The sequence below is a fragment of the Acinetobacter sp. YH12097 genome (genome assembly GCF_013419225.1).
Lineage (GTDB): Bacteria > Pseudomonadota > Gammaproteobacteria > Pseudomonadales > Moraxellaceae > Acinetobacter > Acinetobacter amyesii.
Genome location: NZ_VPAN01000029.1, coordinates 23,873 through 40,272, shown reverse-complemented (window position 1 = coordinate 40,272; position 16,400 = coordinate 23,873). Strand labels below are relative to the sequence as shown.

Genomic DNA, 16,400 nt, shown 5'->3' with positions numbered 1-16,400 from the left:
TTGCTATAGACCACATTTAAGTTTAAATATGAACACCCCGAATCAGACGTATGAGCAAACTAAAACCGAGCTAATTGCTTAACTCGGTTTGAAGTGGAATACTGTCAATCTATTTCAGGACAAGACAGGAATTTTAAATATCCCATTCCACAAAGTTTTTCAGCAATTGCAGACCGGCTGTATGACTTTTTTCTGGGTGAAATTGTGTCGCAAACAAGTTTTCCTTGTGAATTGCGGTACAAAATTCCAAACCATAGTCACAGGTAGCAGCGACAATGCTTGAATCTTGCGGCTCTACATAGAAGCTATGTACGAAATAGAAACGTGCATCTTGCTCAATGTTTTTCCACATCGGATGGCTAGGGTCTGCCTGATGCACTTGGTTCCAGCCCATGTGCGGCACTTTTAATCCCTCTACATCAGGGAAGCGTTTAACCGAACCTTCAAAAATACCCAATGCATCTGCACCGCCATTTTCTTCGGAATGCTGCATTAGGGCTTGCATACCGACACAGATCGCAAGCACAGGTTTATTAAATGCCGCTTTACGGACCACTTCATCAATGCCTGCATCATGCATGCCTTGCATACAGTCACGCATTGCTCCCACACCGGGGAACACAATTTTATCTGCTTGTGCAATCAGCTTAGGATCATTGGTGACATCAACAGTTGCACCCACGTGTTCGAGGGCTTTTGCTGCTGAGTGAAGATTTCCCATGCCATAGTCAAGAAGGGCAATACGGGTCATTACAATGTTCCTTTGGTAGACGCAACAGTATTTTCGGCACGCGGGTCAACTTCACACGCCATACGTAATGCACGGGCAAAGGCTTTAAATACGCTTTCAATTTGGTGGTGGCTGTTTTTGCCTTTTAGGTTGTCGATGTGCAGCGTCATTAACGCATGGTTCACAAAACCTTGGAAAAATTCAGAGAAAAGATCCACATCAAAAGTCCCGATGCGTGCGCGAGTGAATGGAATATCCATCCAAAGACCCGGACGGCCAGATAAATCAACCACAACACGACTCAGTGATTCATCAAGTGGCGCATAGAAGTGACCGTAGCGACGTAAGCCTTTTTTATTGCCCAGTGCTTGAGCAAAGGCTTGGCCCAGTGTAATCCCACAGTCTTCTACGGTATGATGATCGTCAATTTCAAGATCGCCATCACAATGAATATCAATATCAAACAGACCATGTCGCTTGATTTGATCAATCATATGATCTAAAAATGGAACACCAGTGTTTAAAGTGCCTTGACCAGTACCATCAAGATTCACACGAACTCGAATTTTGGTTTCGTTGGTGTTTCTTACCACTTCACTGATACGATCTGTCATAGACACGTTCCTCAAATACGTCAAAATGATTGATGTAAAAATATTTTCGCTGTGACGAAAAGTCACCGCATATTAGATTGCTCAGGAGGGTTTATCAATGCCTATTACCGTACATGCCTATACTTCTTTAGAAAATGATGAAGTGCGCAGCCAGCTTGAGCGACTGTATGACACCAGCCCTGAGTTTAGCGACGGTTCCGATGCGATTGAACAACTTGAGCAGAACTTAGCTCAGTATACCTTAGTTTATACTGCAGAATTTAATACAAAATTGATTGGTGCGATTTGGTGTACAGGCCAAGGTGAAAGCAAAACCCTTGAATATATTGTGGTACACCCTGCAAATCGTGGGCGTGGTGTTGCAGAGCGCTTGGTCAGTGAGGCCACCCGTATGGAAGAAGAAAAAGGGGTGAAAACTTTTGAACCAGGTTGTGGCGCGATCCACCGCTGTTTGGCACACATTGGAAAAATTACTGCGGCTGAATAACCTGCCCTCCAATAATAAAGCAGCCATTGAGCTGCTTTTTTGTTGGATAAATACAGTTTCGTCACTGTAATTTCAGCTGTGGAAATTTGAAATCACTCAAAAAATAAGCAAATAGTGTGAAATATTGATTTAAAAATAAACATTTGCACAAAAAAGCGCAACGGATGCTTGACGCCATGAGACTGAAATTGTTTAATACGCCCCATCGGCGTGATAGCTCAGTAGGTAGAGCAACGGATTGAAAATCCGTGTGTCCCCAGTTCGATCCTGGGTCTCGCCACCATATTCAAAACTGATTTTTCAGTTTATCAATCCCTGATCCCATCAGGGATTTTTTTTGTCTAAAAAATATGCATACAAAAAATATTTTTATAAATATGATTGACTAATTAACTAAGATACGGCTTAATACACCGCATCGGCGTGATAGCTCAGTAGGTAGAGCAACGGATTGAAAATCCGTGTGTCCCCAGTTCGATCCTGGGTCTCGCCACCATATTCAAAAAACCTCAAACCATTGTTTGAGGTTTTTTTTCGTCTGCTGTTTTTTAGTTGTTGATATTTCGCACAGTTTAACTGATACAATCGATGCCAGATGATGAGCCCAATGGCTATAAGAAAATTATTAAAAAATAAGGGTTAAGGTTATGAAAAAAATATTATTTCCTGTTTTGATCGGCATGAGTGCCTTGTTGAGCGCATGTGGTGGCGGGGGGCGGCAGTAATGTCGATTCTTCCTATTCTAAAACCATTATTAAAAATGGTGTGACCTATGAATGTAAAAGTGAAAATGCAGCAGCGCTTTGTGATAATGGCAATTGTTCTTCTTGTGAATCATCGCTCGATAAAATAATCACAGCATCATGCAGCACCAGTATTTCCGCAGGGCAAACAATTTATGCCGTGACCAAAACGGGCTGTGTATCCAATATGAAATCGGGCAGCAGAATAACTGCAGCATGTGATAATGGTCTGCTTAAATTAAAAGTTGGATCTAACTTTAGCTTAAATCAGGTGATTAATACGGGTACGACGATGAGCTCTGGTGAGTATATTGTCGGTACAGAAGTGCTCCGCTGTGGCTTTTAATCAAATGAACATAGGTTCGTGGAGTGACCGTTGAAGCGACTTCAATATGCGGCGCTTGGACTGCTCTGTTTTGCACTGGGCTATATTGCGGCATCGTGGAATGACCAACCAAGCTTGACGTCGCCGCCACCTGAGCACTCGCTTGTCTCTTTGGCGACGAGTAATCCTGTGGCACGCTTGGCTTTAGATCGAGATACCTCGGATCAGCCTCATTCTAAAGATATACAGCAACAACTCAAAGGCCAACATCTTCAGCTAAAGAGCATTATTCAGCAGACTTCAGATCAACAATTGGGGCAATATTTACAGCAGGCATTTCCCAATTACAGTTTTGCAGGGATTCAAAATAAGCAGCAGTTTGCGCAGCAGATGTTAGACGAATTTCTACAAGCCAAAAATGATCCGCATCAGCGATTGGCAGGGCAAGCGTATGTGACTGATCAATCACAGACAGATGTAGATCAAGTTTTACCTCGTGAAATCTATGTCACACAGCCGTTGTATGCACATTTTGATACCATGGGTAAAGTTCCAAACAATATGCAAGTCATGGTGCGTTTGACGCATCGTGATAGCGGTGAAGTGCTGCTCTTTACACCACGCAAAGTTAGTGAGCAACAGCAACAAAACTGGGTGAGTTTCTATCCTATGACTGGATGGAAAACTGGTCATTATGATGTGAAATATTATCAAATGAATGATCAATTAAGCCCGATTGCGCAGACCAGTTTTTATATACAGCATGTGATTGAGTAAATATTTTGAAGCTCAAATTTTATCGCTGAAGCTATGACTTAAGTGCTAGTTCCTACCCCTAAAATTCGATTAAACTGATAAAAAATAACCAATGAATTTCTACAATGAGAGACCTTTTCTCTACAGGGAGTGTGCTGTATCAACAAGCACGTCCAAGTTATTCTGCTGAAGTCGTTGATAGCATTTTGCAGCATGTTGCCGTGCGTGAATTGGCATGGGACTGTGGTGCAGGTTCAGGTCAATTTACCAAAGGTTTGGCGCCCTATTTTCAACAGATTTTAGCGACAGATCTGAGTGCAGAGCAATTGGCACAAGCACCCAATTTAGACAATGTGCGTTATGAGCAAGCCAGCGCCGAACATTGTCCGCTTGCAGACCATTCAGCGGATTTAATTACAGTCGCGCAAGCGATTCATTGGTTCGATTTTGCTGCCTTTTATGCAGAAGTACGACGCGTATTAAAACCTCAAGGTCACATCGCCATTGTGGGCTATGGTCTAATTCAATTTGAACACGCGGAATTAAGCCAACTCTTACAGGATCTGTATTTTGTCACGTTAAAAGGCTATTGGGATGCTGAACGTCGTTACATCGACGAAGAATATCGTAGTATTCCGTTTCCATTTCAGGAGTTAGCAGTCCCTCAGCTGTTTTTAAATTACAGGTGGAGTGCACAGCAAATTTTGGACTATTTGCAAACGTGGTCTGGGCTTAAACACTATCAACAGCGGCATCCGACACTTCAGCCGTGTGCAGCTTTGCAGGATTTCTTTAGCCGACATCCGCAGCAAGAGTTTGCTTTGTCATTTCCTGTGCTGTTAAGAATCGGGACCGTATAAAAAAGAAAAAGCAGTGGTAATGCAGATAGGTAAAGGATGATATCTCAAGTCCAGAATGAGCAACGTGAGGTTTAAATAAGCTGTGCTCTCCTGCCGTTTGTCGGGCTTAAATCTAGTGAGTTGATTAATTGTTGTACAATAATACCAGTGTAAATTTTTTCAATTTTCTATTTTTAAATCTCTCGGAATGAACATGATGAATCTCCCTAAATCTGTTTCCGTTTTGGTTTTTGTTAGTGCAGCAATGACGGCTATGAGTACATTGGCTGCGGAAAAAGCCACTACAAAAGCTGATGAAACCGAACAACAAGCTATTCAGATGCCTGCTTTAACCATTATGGCAGAGCGTGAAATGCGTGCAGAGACGGGCATTGTTGAGTATCAAGAGCAGGTGGATCGCCGTAAAGCCTTACAGCAACGGGTGATGCAACTTGAGCGTGATACTCAAAACAAAGGTGTCGATGCAACAATCGTGTCAAATATTGATATCTTACCTGCCACAGCAGTGCCAGATATGTCGAATTTATCGCCTTTGATGCAACAGCATGTTTTAAATATTGCCGCAGGTTTGCAGTCTTCTGACCCACGCAATGGTTTATATATTATGTTGCAACCCTTTGGGATTGACCGTAATGCGACCAATGTGCAAATCAGTCGTGAGCAAATCAATCTCGGAAACATCGACCGTCAGTTAAATACCAATCCGATCAAGACCCCATAATCGAATACACCTCTACAGCAAATTGAATGCGAAAATTCATGCTTTATCCATGAATTTTCGTTTTGATGGCATGCGTAATTTAGGTCTTTCTACATTGATGAAGTTAAATAGCATCGCTAAAAAACATGGCTATTTTATCGTCAATCTTCAAACTTTTCGTTAAACTGAATAAAAGAGGGTTCGGAGCTCATTATGCCGCGTATCTTTGTTGTCTTGGCCAGTGCCACGGTATTGGTGTTTGGTTGGATGTTTTATCAATATTCAGTGCAGCAAAAAGAAGCTGCCCAACTCTCGACCTATGAAACGGTTTTACGTGAAAAAACTGAGCAAATCTTTCAGCAAGCTCAGCACTGGGAAGAACCGATACAACTCAATGTAACAGATGCACGATTAACGGGTGATTATAAGATCATGGCGGATTTTATTTTGAGCCAAATGGTGCAGCGTGCAGAAGCGCGGAATCAATATATTCGTGATCTTAAAGCACTGAATTGGGATAAATTTCTCGATATCGATCGCTTATTAAAAGATAAAAAAAACCAATATCAAGAGACTGAGCAAATGCTGCAGCAGGTGCATGCAGTGGTCGATGCTTATGAACAAAAAACCACACAGCAAGAGGAAAATGGTTTAGCGCAGGCCAAACAGTTGGCGGTCAAACAGGTGTTTCGTCAGCAAATTGCGCAGAGTTTAAGAGACAGTCGTGATAGTGATGAGTCGCATGCTTTATTTGAGTTAGAAAAGCAAAGCTTGGCGAAGGCTGATGAGATCTTTGCTGTGCTGAAAGCCAATAAATGGGAAAAGAAAAATAAATTATTTATGTTCTATGAAGATGCGCCTTTAAAGCAGTTTAATCAGCTTTATACAGAGATGTTAGCGCTCAATGCACAAATGGATGAGATCCGCCAAAAGAACCGTTCAGAGTTGAAACAAAAGCTTTAACTGACTGTCATCTCTCTTTCAAAATTGCGCGATAAAGTGGCTTATAGCAAGGTTTTACATCATATAGAGGTCCATGCTCATGCGAGCTATTCAGATTTTTGATGATATTCAGCAGGTCTATATCGACTTTATCGCGAACCGCCAATATCCACGTTTGGAAAGTTTAAACAATTGGGGCAAGAACCGTTTTTTCTTCAGTCAGTATTTTCGCATGATTGAAGATTGGCATCTGACTGAACAGATTGTGATTGAATTTAATCAACAATTTTATAGTTTGGATACATGCACGGCGCCTGACTTTATGGATCAAGATAAATACATGGCTTGGTTGATGGAACAATTACAAATATTAAAATAAGTCCTTTTCATTCAAATTATTCAGCACAGCTTCGAGATATGTTATGCAATTCAAAGCCATCCTTTAGCGGATGGCTTTTTTGTTGCTAGCGAACTTAATTGGGGGGAGCGTGGTCTGAGCTAGTATGAATGGCGCAGAAAACGTGAGCCCTAAAATTGTCCTGAGGCATTGGATTTGCAAATTTAATACAACTATCAACCAATAGTGTGACTTAAATCACTTAAAATACGCCGAAAATTTAAACATAACTTTTTAGCCAGCAGCCCATAACTCATAAGAAGCTGAGCTGTATTGAACTTGCAAAAATTCTAACCTTAGACCGATTGGCTTTGAATGAAAGGTTTATCGCCATTTTTAGAGACGATTTTTTTAGCGTATGAAAAAATTAATACTGCTATGGCTTGCCATATGTGCGGTTTCATTGGTGTCGATAGGCTATACCTATGAATTATTCATTAGCCCTGTTTGGGTGGTAAATGCATTCGCTGCCTATGGCATGGTTTTAATGCGAAAGCATTTAAGTCACGATTTACTGATCGTGCTTTATGCTTTTAGTGCGATCTTTGTGGCTTCGCTGATGGTCGATCCTGCCAAAATCTTAGAAGATAAATTTCTCCTGTGTGCGATTTCGGCATTTCAGATTTGGGTATTTATTAAAGCCTATTTAGCGCTGAGCCATTTAAAAAAACGCCGCTTTAAGCGAACCCTAATGTTAGCTGTTCCGAGTATCGTGAGTGCTTTTGCAGGCAGTCTCTTGTTTGTGGCGTGCTTTCAGATGGACAACCAATACTTTGCCTTTGTTGATTATTTTCTAGAGCAATTTGCAACAAGTTTGGCTGTGGTGTGTTTACTGTTTGGTGTTCAGCGCTGGATGAATGTGCCGTGGGTGGATTATGGCTATCTGATCGTGGCACTGGCCGTCCAATATGTGATCTCAAATGATCAGATCTTCTATGCTTGCATGGTCTTGCCTTTATTGATGTGTTACTACGCGATCAAATATGACTTCAAAACCTTTTGCTGGCTGATTGGCTTAATGACGCTGATCTGTGGCTGGTATGGTGCCATGCCATTGGCTGGGGAATATTGGTCGGATGCACAGGTACATATGCTCTCGCGGATCAGTTCTTATCGTTTGGCATTGGGTATTTATTTGATCATTTTTCTGTTTATTTGTGAGCTGTATGCACGAAATAAACGTCTATATTTGGCTTTGCAACGTGTAAGTTTTTGCGATGAGTTGACGGGACTGAAAAATCGCCATGTCTTTAAAGAACAAATATTTATAGAGGGTGCGGTTGATAAAGGCTGTGTCATTTTGCTCGATGTCGATAATTTTAAAAAAATTAATGACCAATATGGACACCAAATGGGGGACAGTGTTTTGGTGCATTTGGCAAAAATCTTAAAAAATTGTAGTCCACGCGCGAGTTTTATCAGTCGCTGGGGCGGTGAAGAATTTTTAATTTTGCTCGAAGGTGCCGATTTGGAGCAGGGTAAAATGTTGTGTGAAACAATTTTGGAACGCTGCGAACATGTACCGTTTCGAAAAGATCAATTAAGGCTAGATGTCAGCTTTAGTATGGGCTTGGCCGAGTTTCAACAGTTGAGTTTGTCTAATTACTCCACGACTCTACAGCATGTCGATGCCTGCCTATATCAGGCGAAATCACAAGGGAAAAATCAGTTTGTTTATCAAAAGATTATTCCGTTAGCAGAAAGCAGTATTGCAGTCTAAATAGGCAAAAAAAGATGCCGTGAAGGCATCTTTTTTAGCATTTAATCAATGATTAAGCTGCTTTTTTGAACCAAGAAAAGAAACCTTTTTTCTCAGCTTTTGCTGCTTCAGCTTTTTTCTCTGCACATTTTTTAGCGCAGTCTTTTTTCGCTTCAGCTTTTACTTCTTCAGTTTTAGTTTCAACAGCTTCTTTTGCATCAGTTGCTTTTTCTACAGCTGCATCTTTTGCTTCAACAGTTTTTGCAACGACAGCATCTTTAGTTGCTACAGTTTTTGCTACAGTCGCGTCTTTTGCTGCAACAGTGTTTGCAACAACAGCGTCTTTAGCCGCTACAGTTTTTTCTACAGTTGCATCTTTTGCTGCAACTGCAGTTTCTTTAGTTGCTGCTGCTTTTTCTACAACTGCTTTTTTCATGTCAGCAGTTTTTGCTTTAGTGGTTTCTTTCACTGTTAAAGTTTTAGTTTGAGTCGCTTTTTCTGCAACAGCCACTTGAGTTTTAGCAGCATCTTTAGTTGCTTGAGCAGCAGCTACAGTTGCAGTTTTCGCTTGTGCAGCTTGAGCTTTTACAACTTCAACAGCAGTCGCAGGTTTTTGTTCTACAGCAGTAGTTGCCATAGCAGAAGTTGTAGCAGCAACTAAAGCAACAGCTAAAGTAGTTTTGATCGCGTTCATAGTCATCACTCTATAAAACTTAGTTAAAATAAGGCATTGTAAATTTTATGCCTTATCAACAGCGCTTAGGTTACACGGCACAGAGTGAGGGATTTGATTGTGTGAATATTCCACCAATGTTACAAACGGATAACATGGAGTTACGCAGAAAAACAAACAAGAACAGTGAGTATTGCACAGCATTCGAAATTTTCAATTCAAAGCTGATTTAAAATCACTATTAAAGCCGTTATGGTGAATATACATTTCCGCCATTGGTATGGCATAAAAATAATGTCGCATGAGGGATAACGTCAGATGCAGCAGCTTATTTGTTATAAACAGCTCCCTGTGTGGACGCAGCAGTCGATTCCACAAGGTTTTAAACAACAGCACAATACCAAAGCAGGCACTTGGGCAAAACTCACCGTACTGCAAGGTGAAGTGAACTTTGCCATGTTAGATGCGTCTGGAAATATCCTTTCCACGCATGTATTTAGCCCAGATCAGCCACCGCCGTTTATCGAACCGCAGGCGTGGCACAAGATTGTGTCTGCGAGTGACGATGTGCAATGTCAGTTGAGTTTTTATTGCTTAGCACAGGACTATTTTTATAAGAAGTATCAGCTCAGTCCAACACATTCAGAAATTTTGGCAGCAACACCATATTTGCAAGGTGGTCGTGCTTTGGATGTCGGCTGTGGGCAGGGGCGTAATTCGCTGTACTTAAGTCAGCTGTCTGAGCAGCGCTTTGAGGTGGATGCTTGGGATGTCAATCCACACAGTTTGCACAAGCTGCAAGAGGTGATCGCTGCGGAAGGCATTGAAAATATTCATGTGCAGCAGCGTGATCTAAACGCTGACCCAAGCATTACAGGTACATACGACTTTATTTGCTGTACCGTGGTGATGATGTTTTTAGAGGCCAAGACAGTGAAGCCACTGATTCAGCAGATGCAGCAAGCGACAAGTGTAAATGGCTATAACCTGATAGTTTGCGCTATGGATACACCTGATTTACCTGCGCAGCCTGACTTTCCATTTAGCTTTAAAGCAGGAGAGTTAAGTGCGTTGTATGAAGGCTGGAATATTGTGAAATACAATGAAAATGTCGGTGAGCTGCATCGGGTGGATGCTGAAGGGCAGCGGATTCAACAGCATTTTGCGACGTTGTTGGCGCAGAAAATTTAAGCCAAGAATTGTAGGATGTTGAGTTGAAGGATTGGTGATCAACTCAACACTTACTTTACTTAAATTGGAAAAAGGGAACCATTTTTGAGCTAGTCAGGGTGTATGTGTACTTAGAAAATTCAACCAATTGAATATGATCATACTCTGATTTAAGGCTGATAAATAAAGCCTAAAGCTTTTAAAGGCAATTGAATGATGTCGATTGTGAGTGTTAAAGGCAATAGTGGTAATTCTGCCAATTTTTCCTGCCCTGACTTTTTGACATAGCCACTTTGGTCTTCGTAATGCTGGATACGGATCTTATAGGGATGGCTTAAGGGCTTTAAATCTGCGGCATTCGCAACTTTTGGGTAAACCGTACCTGCAATTTCTAAGTTAAAGAGATGATCTTGCTGTTCTGCCTTTGAACAATCACATGGTGCTACGCCATATTGGTTGAATAATGCCCTTTCCGTAGGACTTAGTGTTCCATTGGGAGGCGCATAATAAAATTTAAAGCTTCCGCTAAATTTAGTGCTGTTCGGGCTCGGAGAATTAAAGTCAAGTTCTCGATGGAGACGAATATATTGTGGATTGAGTTGGCTAATCAGTTGAATAAAATCAGCACCGCCTTTATTAATCACATAGCTGTATTTATTGCCTGCGACTACGATGCTATCGATTGGTTCATTGGGTATTGCTTTAGCGGGTTTGCCAAATGCGATCACATCATCTTCAAGGATTGTTCTCCATGCATATTTTGTTTCGTATTTTTGAAACAGATCACGGGAGAGTTCACCGATTTGATTATTTGTAACGCAAGCTGTAAGAAAAATAAAAGTGCTTAGGCAGCTCATCTTTAAGAGGTAGTGAAGTCGTTTATTTATCATTATTATGCATATTTAAGTTTTGGTTCAGGCCTTACCATAATTCAAAAATCGCTGAAAATCGAGAATTAACGTATTAACTTTAAAAATATGCTGAGGCGTTTTTACGGTTTGTTTAGCACGGTTTTTTGTTGAAGATTTTTGAACAAAATTTATTGCACTATGAAATTTCCCTCTCCTTTTAAGGAGACTTGCGCAGAATACCGCTCAGGGATAGGATTTATATGAAAAATTTCCCCTCATCCTCTTGTGGTGCATGCTGCTCACCCCAGAGGGAGAAGGGGCTTCTAGTATTATTCATGCGAGTTTAGTTAACAAATAAAAAACCCCGCACTAAACGGGGTTTCTTTTATCTCAGTATTTAATTAAAAATTAAACACGTTCGATAATAGTCGCGATACCTTGACCAAGACCGATACACATCGTCGCAAGACCGATTTGTGTATCTTGCTGTTCCATCACGTTCAGCAAAGTCGTTGTGATACGCGCACCAGAACAACCCAATGGGTGACCCAATGCAATCGCACCACCGTTCAAGTTCACACGGTCTTGTTGGTCATAAATGCCTAAGCCTTTAAGAACAGACAAACCTTGCGCAGCGAACGCTTCGTTCAATTCAAACGTTTGGATGTCTGCGATAGACAAGCCAGCACGTTTAAGCGCTTTTTGAGTTGCTGGTACAGGACCATAACCCATGATCGCAGCATCACAGCCTGCAACTGCCATAGAGCGAATCACAGCACGTGGCTTAAGACCTAAAGCTTGAGCACGTTCAGCAGACATCAGCAACATTGCAGAAGCACCGTCAGACAAAGCTGAAGATGTTGCAGCAGTTACCGTACCGCCTTTCGGATCGAATACTGGACGTAACGATTGGAATGCTTCAAGGTTTGCATCAGGACGAATCACTTCATCGATATCGCACAGGATTTTGAAACCATTTGCATCGTGACCTTCAACGCCCACGATTTCATTTTTGAAACGGCCTTCTTGTGTTGCAGCCCAAGCACGGCGGTGTGATTCAACACCAAACGCATCTTGTTCTTCACGCGAAATACCGTTCATACGACCTAACATTTCAGCCGTTAAGCCCATCATGTTAGACGCTTTTGCATAGTGCTTAGACGCTTCAGGGTTGATGTCGATGCCGTGCATCATGCCAACGTGACCCATGTGTTCTACACCACCAATGATGAAGATATCACCTTGGTTGGTTGCAATTTGCGCAGCCGCTGTGTGGATTGCTTGCATAGAAGAACCACAAAGACGGTTCACTGTTTGACCTGCAACAGTACGTGGTAGGTCTGCTAGCAATGCAATGTTACGACCAATGTTCATACCTTGCTCTAGGGTTTGGTTTACACAGCCCCAGATAACGTCTTCAACTTCATTGGTATCAAACTGGTTACGAGCAACAAGCGCGCGTACTAATTCAGCAGATAAGCTGTCAGCACGTACGTTACGGAACATACCATTTTTGGTTTTACCCATTGCTGAACGTACGCCATCAACGATGACAACGTCACGTGGATTTAAAGTAGCCATTCACGTTGCTCCTTAACCGTAGAATTTTTTGTTGTTTGCAGCCATGTCACGCAACATTTGTGGCGCTTCATAAGCCTTACCTAAATACGCATATTTGTCGCAAAGCGCTACGTATTCAGCGACACCTGTTTGGTCGATGTAACGGCATGGACCACCACGGAATGGAGGGAAACCTACACCCATGATCATCGCCATATCTGCTTCAGCAGCAGTCGCTACGATATTGTCTTCTAGGCAACGAACAGTTTCGTTACAGAACGTCAGCATCATACGGTCAATGATTTCTTGAGCATCAAATTCACGTTTTTCCGCAGTTGCAACAGAAGCCACAAGTTCGTAAGCCACTGGATCAACCACTTTGGCTTTCTTACCTTTACGGTCAAGTTCGTATTTGTAGAAACCAACGTCATTCTTTTGACCAAGACGTTTGTTTTCGTACATGGTTAAAGTTGCGCCTTTGTAGTCTGGCTTCATGCGGTCAGGGAAACCTTCTGCCATTACTTCCGCACCGTGTACGCCTGTGTCGATACCCACAACGTCGATGAGGTAAGCAGGACCCATTGGCCAGCCGAATTTTTCCATTACTTTATCAACTTGCTGGAAGTCAGCACCGTCTTTCAGTAGAAGGTCAAATGCACCGAAGTAAGGGAACAGTACGCGGTTTACAAGGAAGCCCGGACAGTCATTGACAACGATTGGTGTTTTACCCATTTTCTGAGCAAGAACTACAGTGGTTGCAATCGCTTCCGCAGAAGTCTTTTCACCACGGATCACTTCTACCAATGGCATCATGTGAACTGGGTTAAAGAAGTGCATACCTACGAAGTTTTCAGGACGTTGTAGGTTTTCAGCCAAACGTGTGATTGAAATTGTTGACGTGTTCGAAGCAATGATCGTATTGTCACGAACATTTTTCTCAGTTTCAGCAAGTACGATACCCTTAACTTTCGGGTTCTCTGTTACTGCCTCAATCACGATGTCCACTTCTTTGAATTCGTCATAGCTTAATGTAGGACGGATGCGAGCAAGAGTTTCACCCATTTGAGCAGGTTTCATCTTCTTACGTTCAACTTGTTTGGTCAGTAAGCCATTTGCTTCTTTCATACCTAAAGCAAGTTGTGGGTTACCAATGTCTTTCATGATGATTGGTGTGCCTTTGCTTGCCGCTTGGTAAGCAATACCACCACCCATGATACCCGCGCCTAATACAGCGGCTTGGTTGACAGGGTGCGCACCTTTTTCATATTTCTTCGAAGTTTTCTTCACAATTTGGTCGTTAAGGAATAAACCAATTAACGCACCTGCTTGTGGAGTTACAGCCGCTTTAGCAAAACCTTGCGCTTCGATTTTCAATGCTTCATCACGTGGAAGGCTTGCACCTGCTTGTAATGAGTCTAAAAGAAGTTTTGGCGCTGGGTACTGTGCAGGGTTTGCTTTAGCAAGAACTGCACCTTTCGCTGTATTGAATGCCATCATTTGTTCAAGCATGTTCAATTTAACAGGATCTAATTTTTCTTGGCGTTTTGCTTTCCAGTCTACACGGCCAGCAATCGCTTGTTTCACAAGGTCAATTGCAGCGTCTTGTAGTTTGTCTGCAGCAACAACTGCATCAACAGCACCGTCTTTGAGCGCAGCAGCAGGCTTTTTCGGCGCAGCCATTGCCATCCATTCAACCGCATTGTCGATACCAATCACACGGCTTAAACGAACCGTACCACCAAAACCAGGGTAGATACCCAGTTTGATTTCTGGAAGGCCAACTTGTGCAGCTTCTGACATCACACGATAGTCACACACTAAGCACATTTCAAAACCGCCGCCCAATGCCATACCATTGATTGCAGCAACTTTAGGAACGTTTAGATCTTCAAACGCATTGAAGATGTCGTGAACAGGCAATGCCCAATCCACAATCGCTTTTTCACCTTGTGCGAAGTTGTCACCGAATTCAGTGATGTCAGCACCCACGATAAATGTTGATTTAGCCGAAGTAACGATTAAACCTTTGACTTCGCTATTTGCCTTAACCGCTTCAATTGCAGCTTTAAAATCTTCAATTGTTGCACGGTTAAATTTGTTGACCGACTCACCTTGTAAGTCAAAGCGGAATTCTGCAATTCCGTCCGAAAGCATTTGGACGGTAATGGCATTGCCAGCGTGGATCATGCCTGATCTCCTTTATTTTGGAGGACTTCTAAGTTGATGTTTTGAAGCTTGTGCGCGTATCCTGCGCACTTTTTTGCCTCGCTAATCTTACGATAACTATATCTAAAAAGAACATAACAAGTTGTATCAAGCCGTGACGCAAGGGTCATCTATTTTTAGCAGGCTAAGACAAGGTCTCATGTGTCTATTTAGAGGTGCTGATTTCATTATGCCGTGAAGATTTTGTTTCAGCTCAATTTTTTTATCGAGGCTCGGGTTTATATTGGGGGAAGCAGGGGCATTTCAAGTCAAAGAAACTGCGCTTTTCCTGTCAAAAAGGTCAATGACACACAAGAGAAACAGAATGGGCAAGCAATAAATTTGTTGCTGGTCTGACATATACACTGCTCTTTTTTCACATTTGGTATAATGGCCAGCTTTTAAAATATGCAATTCGATTCAGGAATATCATCCTGAAAGTTTAGGTAATTTTATGATCAAGTGGCTTATATTGGCGATATTTGTCATATCTGCCTTATATATTCAGCATCGGGGTAAGGTGCGTCATACGTTCTACCGCCAGTTTTTCGACCATTCCACCCTCCTGGCTCCGATTAACTTTTTGATGTACCTGTTTTCCAAAGTTCCCAACCAGCCTTATATCGACACCCAGCATTTCAAGGACCTGAAAGTGCTGGATGAAAACTGGGAAATGATTCGTGATGAAGCCAAGGCCTTGTATGAAAAAGGGGGCATCAAAGCATCGAGTACTTATGATGACCTTGGATTTAACTCGTTCTTTAAAACAGGTTGGAAACGCTTTTATTTAAAATGGTATGACTCAGCCCATCCTTCGGCTGCTGAACTTTGCCCAAAAACTACGGCCTTGTTAAAAAATCTACCCACTATTAAAGCCGCGATGTTTACTGAGTTGGCGCCTGACAGTCGTTTAGTCCGTCATCGTGATCCCTATGCCGGTTCATTGCGTTATCACTTGGGCTTACTAACGCCGAATGATGACCGTTGTTTTATTGATGTCGATGGTCAGCGGTACTCATGGCGTGACGGCGAGAGTGTGGTGTTTGATGAAACCTATATTCACTATGCTGAAAATAAAACGGATCAGAACCGGATTATTTTCTTTGCAGACGTTGAACGGCCATTAAAGTCAAAGTGGATGGAAGCTTTTAACCATTGGTTTGGTAAAAATGTCATGACTGCTGCGAGTTCACCGAATGAAAGCGGTGATAAAACGGGTGGTTTAAATAAAGTATTTGGCTATGTCTATCAAATTCGTATAAAAGCCAAAGCCTTGAAAAAAACCAATCGTTCACTGTATTACTTTTTAAAGTGGTTCCTGATGTTGGGGCTGTTCTTCCTGATTTTTGTACGCCCATATTTATTTTAAAAGTAGAATAAATATTGAAAAAATGCGCCCTTAGGGGCGTTTTTTTATGCTGACAGTCAGCGAAATATCAGTTATCGTGCAAGCAGAATAAAAATAATCATGCAGAGCAAATCAGCTAAAAGCAGTAATAGTGTTAGCCAAAATAAGCCAGAACCAGAATAAGCCAGAAAAAATGTGCCAACAGACGAGGAATATGATGTTGACGTCCAAACTTAAGCCCATGCCAAACCATTGAGCTGAAAGAAAAGCGTCATCATCAATGATAGCCAAAACCCAAAGGTGAAAACGGTGGAAACATTGCAGACCTACTGCATAGAAA

At 42.0% G+C, this 16,400-nt stretch carries 16 protein-coding genes and 2 tRNA genes; 12 read left to right on the top strand and 6 right to left on the bottom strand.

Annotation, left to right across the window (positions count from 1 at the left end):
• Positions 1 to 133 precede the first annotated feature (133 nt).
• Positions 134 to 751 (bottom strand): imidazole glycerol phosphate synthase subunit HisH, encoded by a 618-nt coding sequence (hisH, locus tag FTU37_RS12045; protein ID WP_078193147.1) that lies wholly within the window; start codon positions 749 to 751, stop codon positions 134 to 136.
• Positions 751 to 1,344, bottom strand: a complete 594-nt coding sequence (gene hisB / locus FTU37_RS12040) for an imidazoleglycerol-phosphate dehydratase HisB (protein ID WP_078190487.1) — start codon at positions 1,342 to 1,344, stop codon at positions 751 to 753. Before hisB ends, hisH begins: the two co-directional genes overlap by 1 nt.
• Positions 1,345 to 1,441: 97 nt before the next feature.
• Here hisB and FTU37_RS12035 point away from each other — a divergent pair, with 97 nt between their 5' ends.
• The 10 genes from FTU37_RS12035 (at position 1,442) to FTU37_RS11990 (ending at position 8,274) form a co-directional block, all read left to right on the top strand.
• Entirely contained in the window at positions 1,442 to 1,831 is a 390-nt protein-coding gene (locus FTU37_RS12035) for a GNAT family N-acetyltransferase (protein ID WP_078190486.1), read from the top strand.
• Positions 1,832 to 2,038: 207 nt separating this feature from the next.
• Positions 2,039 to 2,114: transfer RNA gene (locus FTU37_RS12030), tRNA-Phe, on the top strand.
• Between the two features lie 137 nt (positions 2,115 to 2,251).
• A tRNA-Phe gene (locus FTU37_RS12025) sits at positions 2,252 to 2,327 on the top strand.
• 209 nt (positions 2,328 to 2,536) lie between these two features.
• Positions 2,537 to 2,920 (top strand): hypothetical protein, encoded by a 384-nt coding sequence (locus tag FTU37_RS12020; RefSeq protein WP_252725843.1) that lies wholly within the window; start codon positions 2,537 to 2,539, stop codon positions 2,918 to 2,920.
• Positions 2,921 to 2,950: 30 nt separating this feature from the next.
• Entirely contained in the window at positions 2,951 to 3,676 is a 726-nt protein-coding gene (locus FTU37_RS12015) for a hypothetical protein (RefSeq protein WP_168379000.1), read from the top strand.
• A 104-nt stretch (positions 3,677 to 3,780) separates the two neighbouring features.
• Positions 3,781 to 4,515 carry a class I SAM-dependent methyltransferase gene (locus FTU37_RS12010; protein ID WP_168379001.1) on the top strand — a complete coding sequence of 245 codons (735 nt, stop codon included), beginning with the start codon at positions 3,781 to 3,783 and terminating at the stop codon, positions 4,513 to 4,515.
• 193 nt (positions 4,516 to 4,708) lie between these two features.
• Entirely contained in the window at positions 4,709 to 5,236 is a 528-nt protein-coding gene (locus FTU37_RS12005) for a hypothetical protein (RefSeq protein WP_373683023.1), read from the top strand.
• 192 nt (positions 5,237 to 5,428) lie between these two features.
• Positions 5,429 to 6,178 carry a hypothetical protein gene (locus FTU37_RS12000; protein ID WP_168379002.1) on the top strand — a complete coding sequence of 250 codons (750 nt, stop codon included), beginning with the start codon at positions 5,429 to 5,431 and terminating at the stop codon, positions 6,176 to 6,178.
• 79 nt (positions 6,179 to 6,257) lie between these two features.
• Entirely contained in the window at positions 6,258 to 6,536 is a 279-nt protein-coding gene (locus FTU37_RS11995; protein WP_168379003.1) for a hypothetical protein, read from the top strand.
• A 376-nt stretch (positions 6,537 to 6,912) separates the two neighbouring features.
• The gene (locus FTU37_RS11990; RefSeq protein ID WP_168379004.1) at positions 6,913 to 8,274 is read left to right on the top strand and encodes a GGDEF domain-containing protein; all 1,362 of its coding nucleotides are present in this window, start codon (positions 6,913 to 6,915) and stop codon (positions 8,272 to 8,274) included.
• 52 nt (positions 8,275 to 8,326) lie between these two features.
• Here FTU37_RS11990 and FTU37_RS11985 read toward each other — a convergent pair whose 3' ends face one another.
• Positions 8,327 to 8,947 carry a hypothetical protein gene (locus FTU37_RS11985; protein WP_168379005.1) on the bottom strand — a complete coding sequence of 207 codons (621 nt, stop codon included), beginning with the start codon at positions 8,945 to 8,947 and terminating at the stop codon, positions 8,327 to 8,329.
• Positions 8,948 to 9,244: 297 nt separating this feature from the next.
• On the opposite strand from FTU37_RS11985, the gene tehB reads away from it, so the two are divergent.
• Positions 9,245 to 10,117, top strand: coding sequence for an SAM-dependent methyltransferase TehB (gene tehB / locus FTU37_RS11980; protein WP_168379006.1), 873 nt, complete (start codon positions 9,245 to 9,247; stop codon positions 10,115 to 10,117).
• A 149-nt stretch (positions 10,118 to 10,266) separates the two neighbouring features.
• Here the strand turns inward: tehB and FTU37_RS11975 are convergent, their stop codons facing one another.
• From FTU37_RS11975 to fadB, 3 genes are all read right to left on the bottom strand, one after another.
• The gene (locus tag FTU37_RS11975; RefSeq protein ID WP_168379007.1) at positions 10,267 to 10,986 is read right to left on the bottom strand and encodes a hypothetical protein; all 720 of its coding nucleotides are present in this window, start codon (positions 10,984 to 10,986) and stop codon (positions 10,267 to 10,269) included.
• A gap of 369 nt (positions 10,987 to 11,355) precedes the next feature.
• The gene (gene fadA, locus FTU37_RS11970) at positions 11,356 to 12,528 is read right to left on the bottom strand and encodes an acetyl-CoA C-acyltransferase FadA (protein WP_168379008.1); all 1,173 of its coding nucleotides are present in this window, start codon (positions 12,526 to 12,528) and stop codon (positions 11,356 to 11,358) included.
• 12 nt (positions 12,529 to 12,540) lie between these two features.
• On the bottom strand, positions 12,541 to 14,694 hold the full coding sequence (fadB, locus tag FTU37_RS11965; protein ID WP_168379009.1) for a fatty acid oxidation complex subunit alpha FadB: 2,154 nt from the start codon (positions 14,692 to 14,694) through the stop codon (positions 12,541 to 12,543).
• A gap of 472 nt (positions 14,695 to 15,166) precedes the next feature.
• Here fadB and lpxO point away from each other — a divergent pair, with 472 nt between their 5' ends.
• The gene (lpxO, locus tag FTU37_RS11960) at positions 15,167 to 16,081 is read left to right on the top strand and encodes a lipid A hydroxylase LpxO (protein ID WP_168379010.1); all 915 of its coding nucleotides are present in this window, start codon (positions 15,167 to 15,169) and stop codon (positions 16,079 to 16,081) included.
• The last annotated feature ends 319 nt before the right edge of the window (positions 16,082 to 16,400 follow it).

Excerpts from the sequence above, each read along its gene's own strand:
- hisH (WP_078193147.1), bottom strand. The coding sequence starts at position 751 with ATGACCCGTATTGCCCTTCTTGACTATGGCATGGGAAATCTTCACTCA.
- hisB (WP_078190487.1), bottom strand. The coding sequence starts at position 1,344 with ATGACAGATCGTATCAGTGAAGTGGTAAGAAACACCAACGAAACCAAA.
- FTU37_RS12035 (WP_078190486.1), top strand. The coding sequence starts at position 1,442 with ATGCCTATTACCGTACATGCCTATACTTCTTTAGAAAATGATGAAGTG.
- FTU37_RS12010 (WP_168379001.1), top strand. The coding sequence starts at position 3,781 with ATGAGAGACCTTTTCTCTACAGGGAGTGTGCTGTATCAACAAGCACGT.
- FTU37_RS12005 (WP_373683023.1), top strand. The coding sequence starts at position 4,709 with ATGATGAATCTCCCTAAATCTGTTTCCGTTTTGGTTTTTGTTAGTGCA.
- FTU37_RS12000 (WP_168379002.1), top strand. The coding sequence starts at position 5,429 with ATGCCGCGTATCTTTGTTGTCTTGGCCAGTGCCACGGTATTGGTGTTT.
- FTU37_RS11995 (WP_168379003.1), top strand. The coding sequence starts at position 6,258 with ATGCGAGCTATTCAGATTTTTGATGATATTCAGCAGGTCTATATCGAC.
- FTU37_RS11990 (WP_168379004.1), top strand. The coding sequence starts at position 6,913 with ATGAAAAAATTAATACTGCTATGGCTTGCCATATGTGCGGTTTCATTG.
- FTU37_RS11985 (WP_168379005.1), bottom strand. The coding sequence starts at position 8,947 with ATGAACGCGATCAAAACTACTTTAGCTGTTGCTTTAGTTGCTGCTACA.
- tehB (WP_168379006.1), top strand. The coding sequence starts at position 9,245 with ATGCAGCAGCTTATTTGTTATAAACAGCTCCCTGTGTGGACGCAGCAG.
- FTU37_RS11975 (WP_168379007.1), bottom strand. The coding sequence starts at position 10,986 with ATGATAAATAAACGACTTCACTACCTCTTAAAGATGAGCTGCCTAAGC.
- fadA (WP_168379008.1), bottom strand. The coding sequence starts at position 12,528 with ATGGCTACTTTAAATCCACGTGACGTTGTCATCGTTGATGGCGTACGT.
- fadB (WP_168379009.1), bottom strand. The coding sequence starts at position 14,694 with ATGATCCACGCTGGCAATGCCATTACCGTCCAAATGCTTTCGGACGGA.
- lpxO (WP_168379010.1), top strand. The coding sequence starts at position 15,167 with ATGATCAAGTGGCTTATATTGGCGATATTTGTCATATCTGCCTTATAT.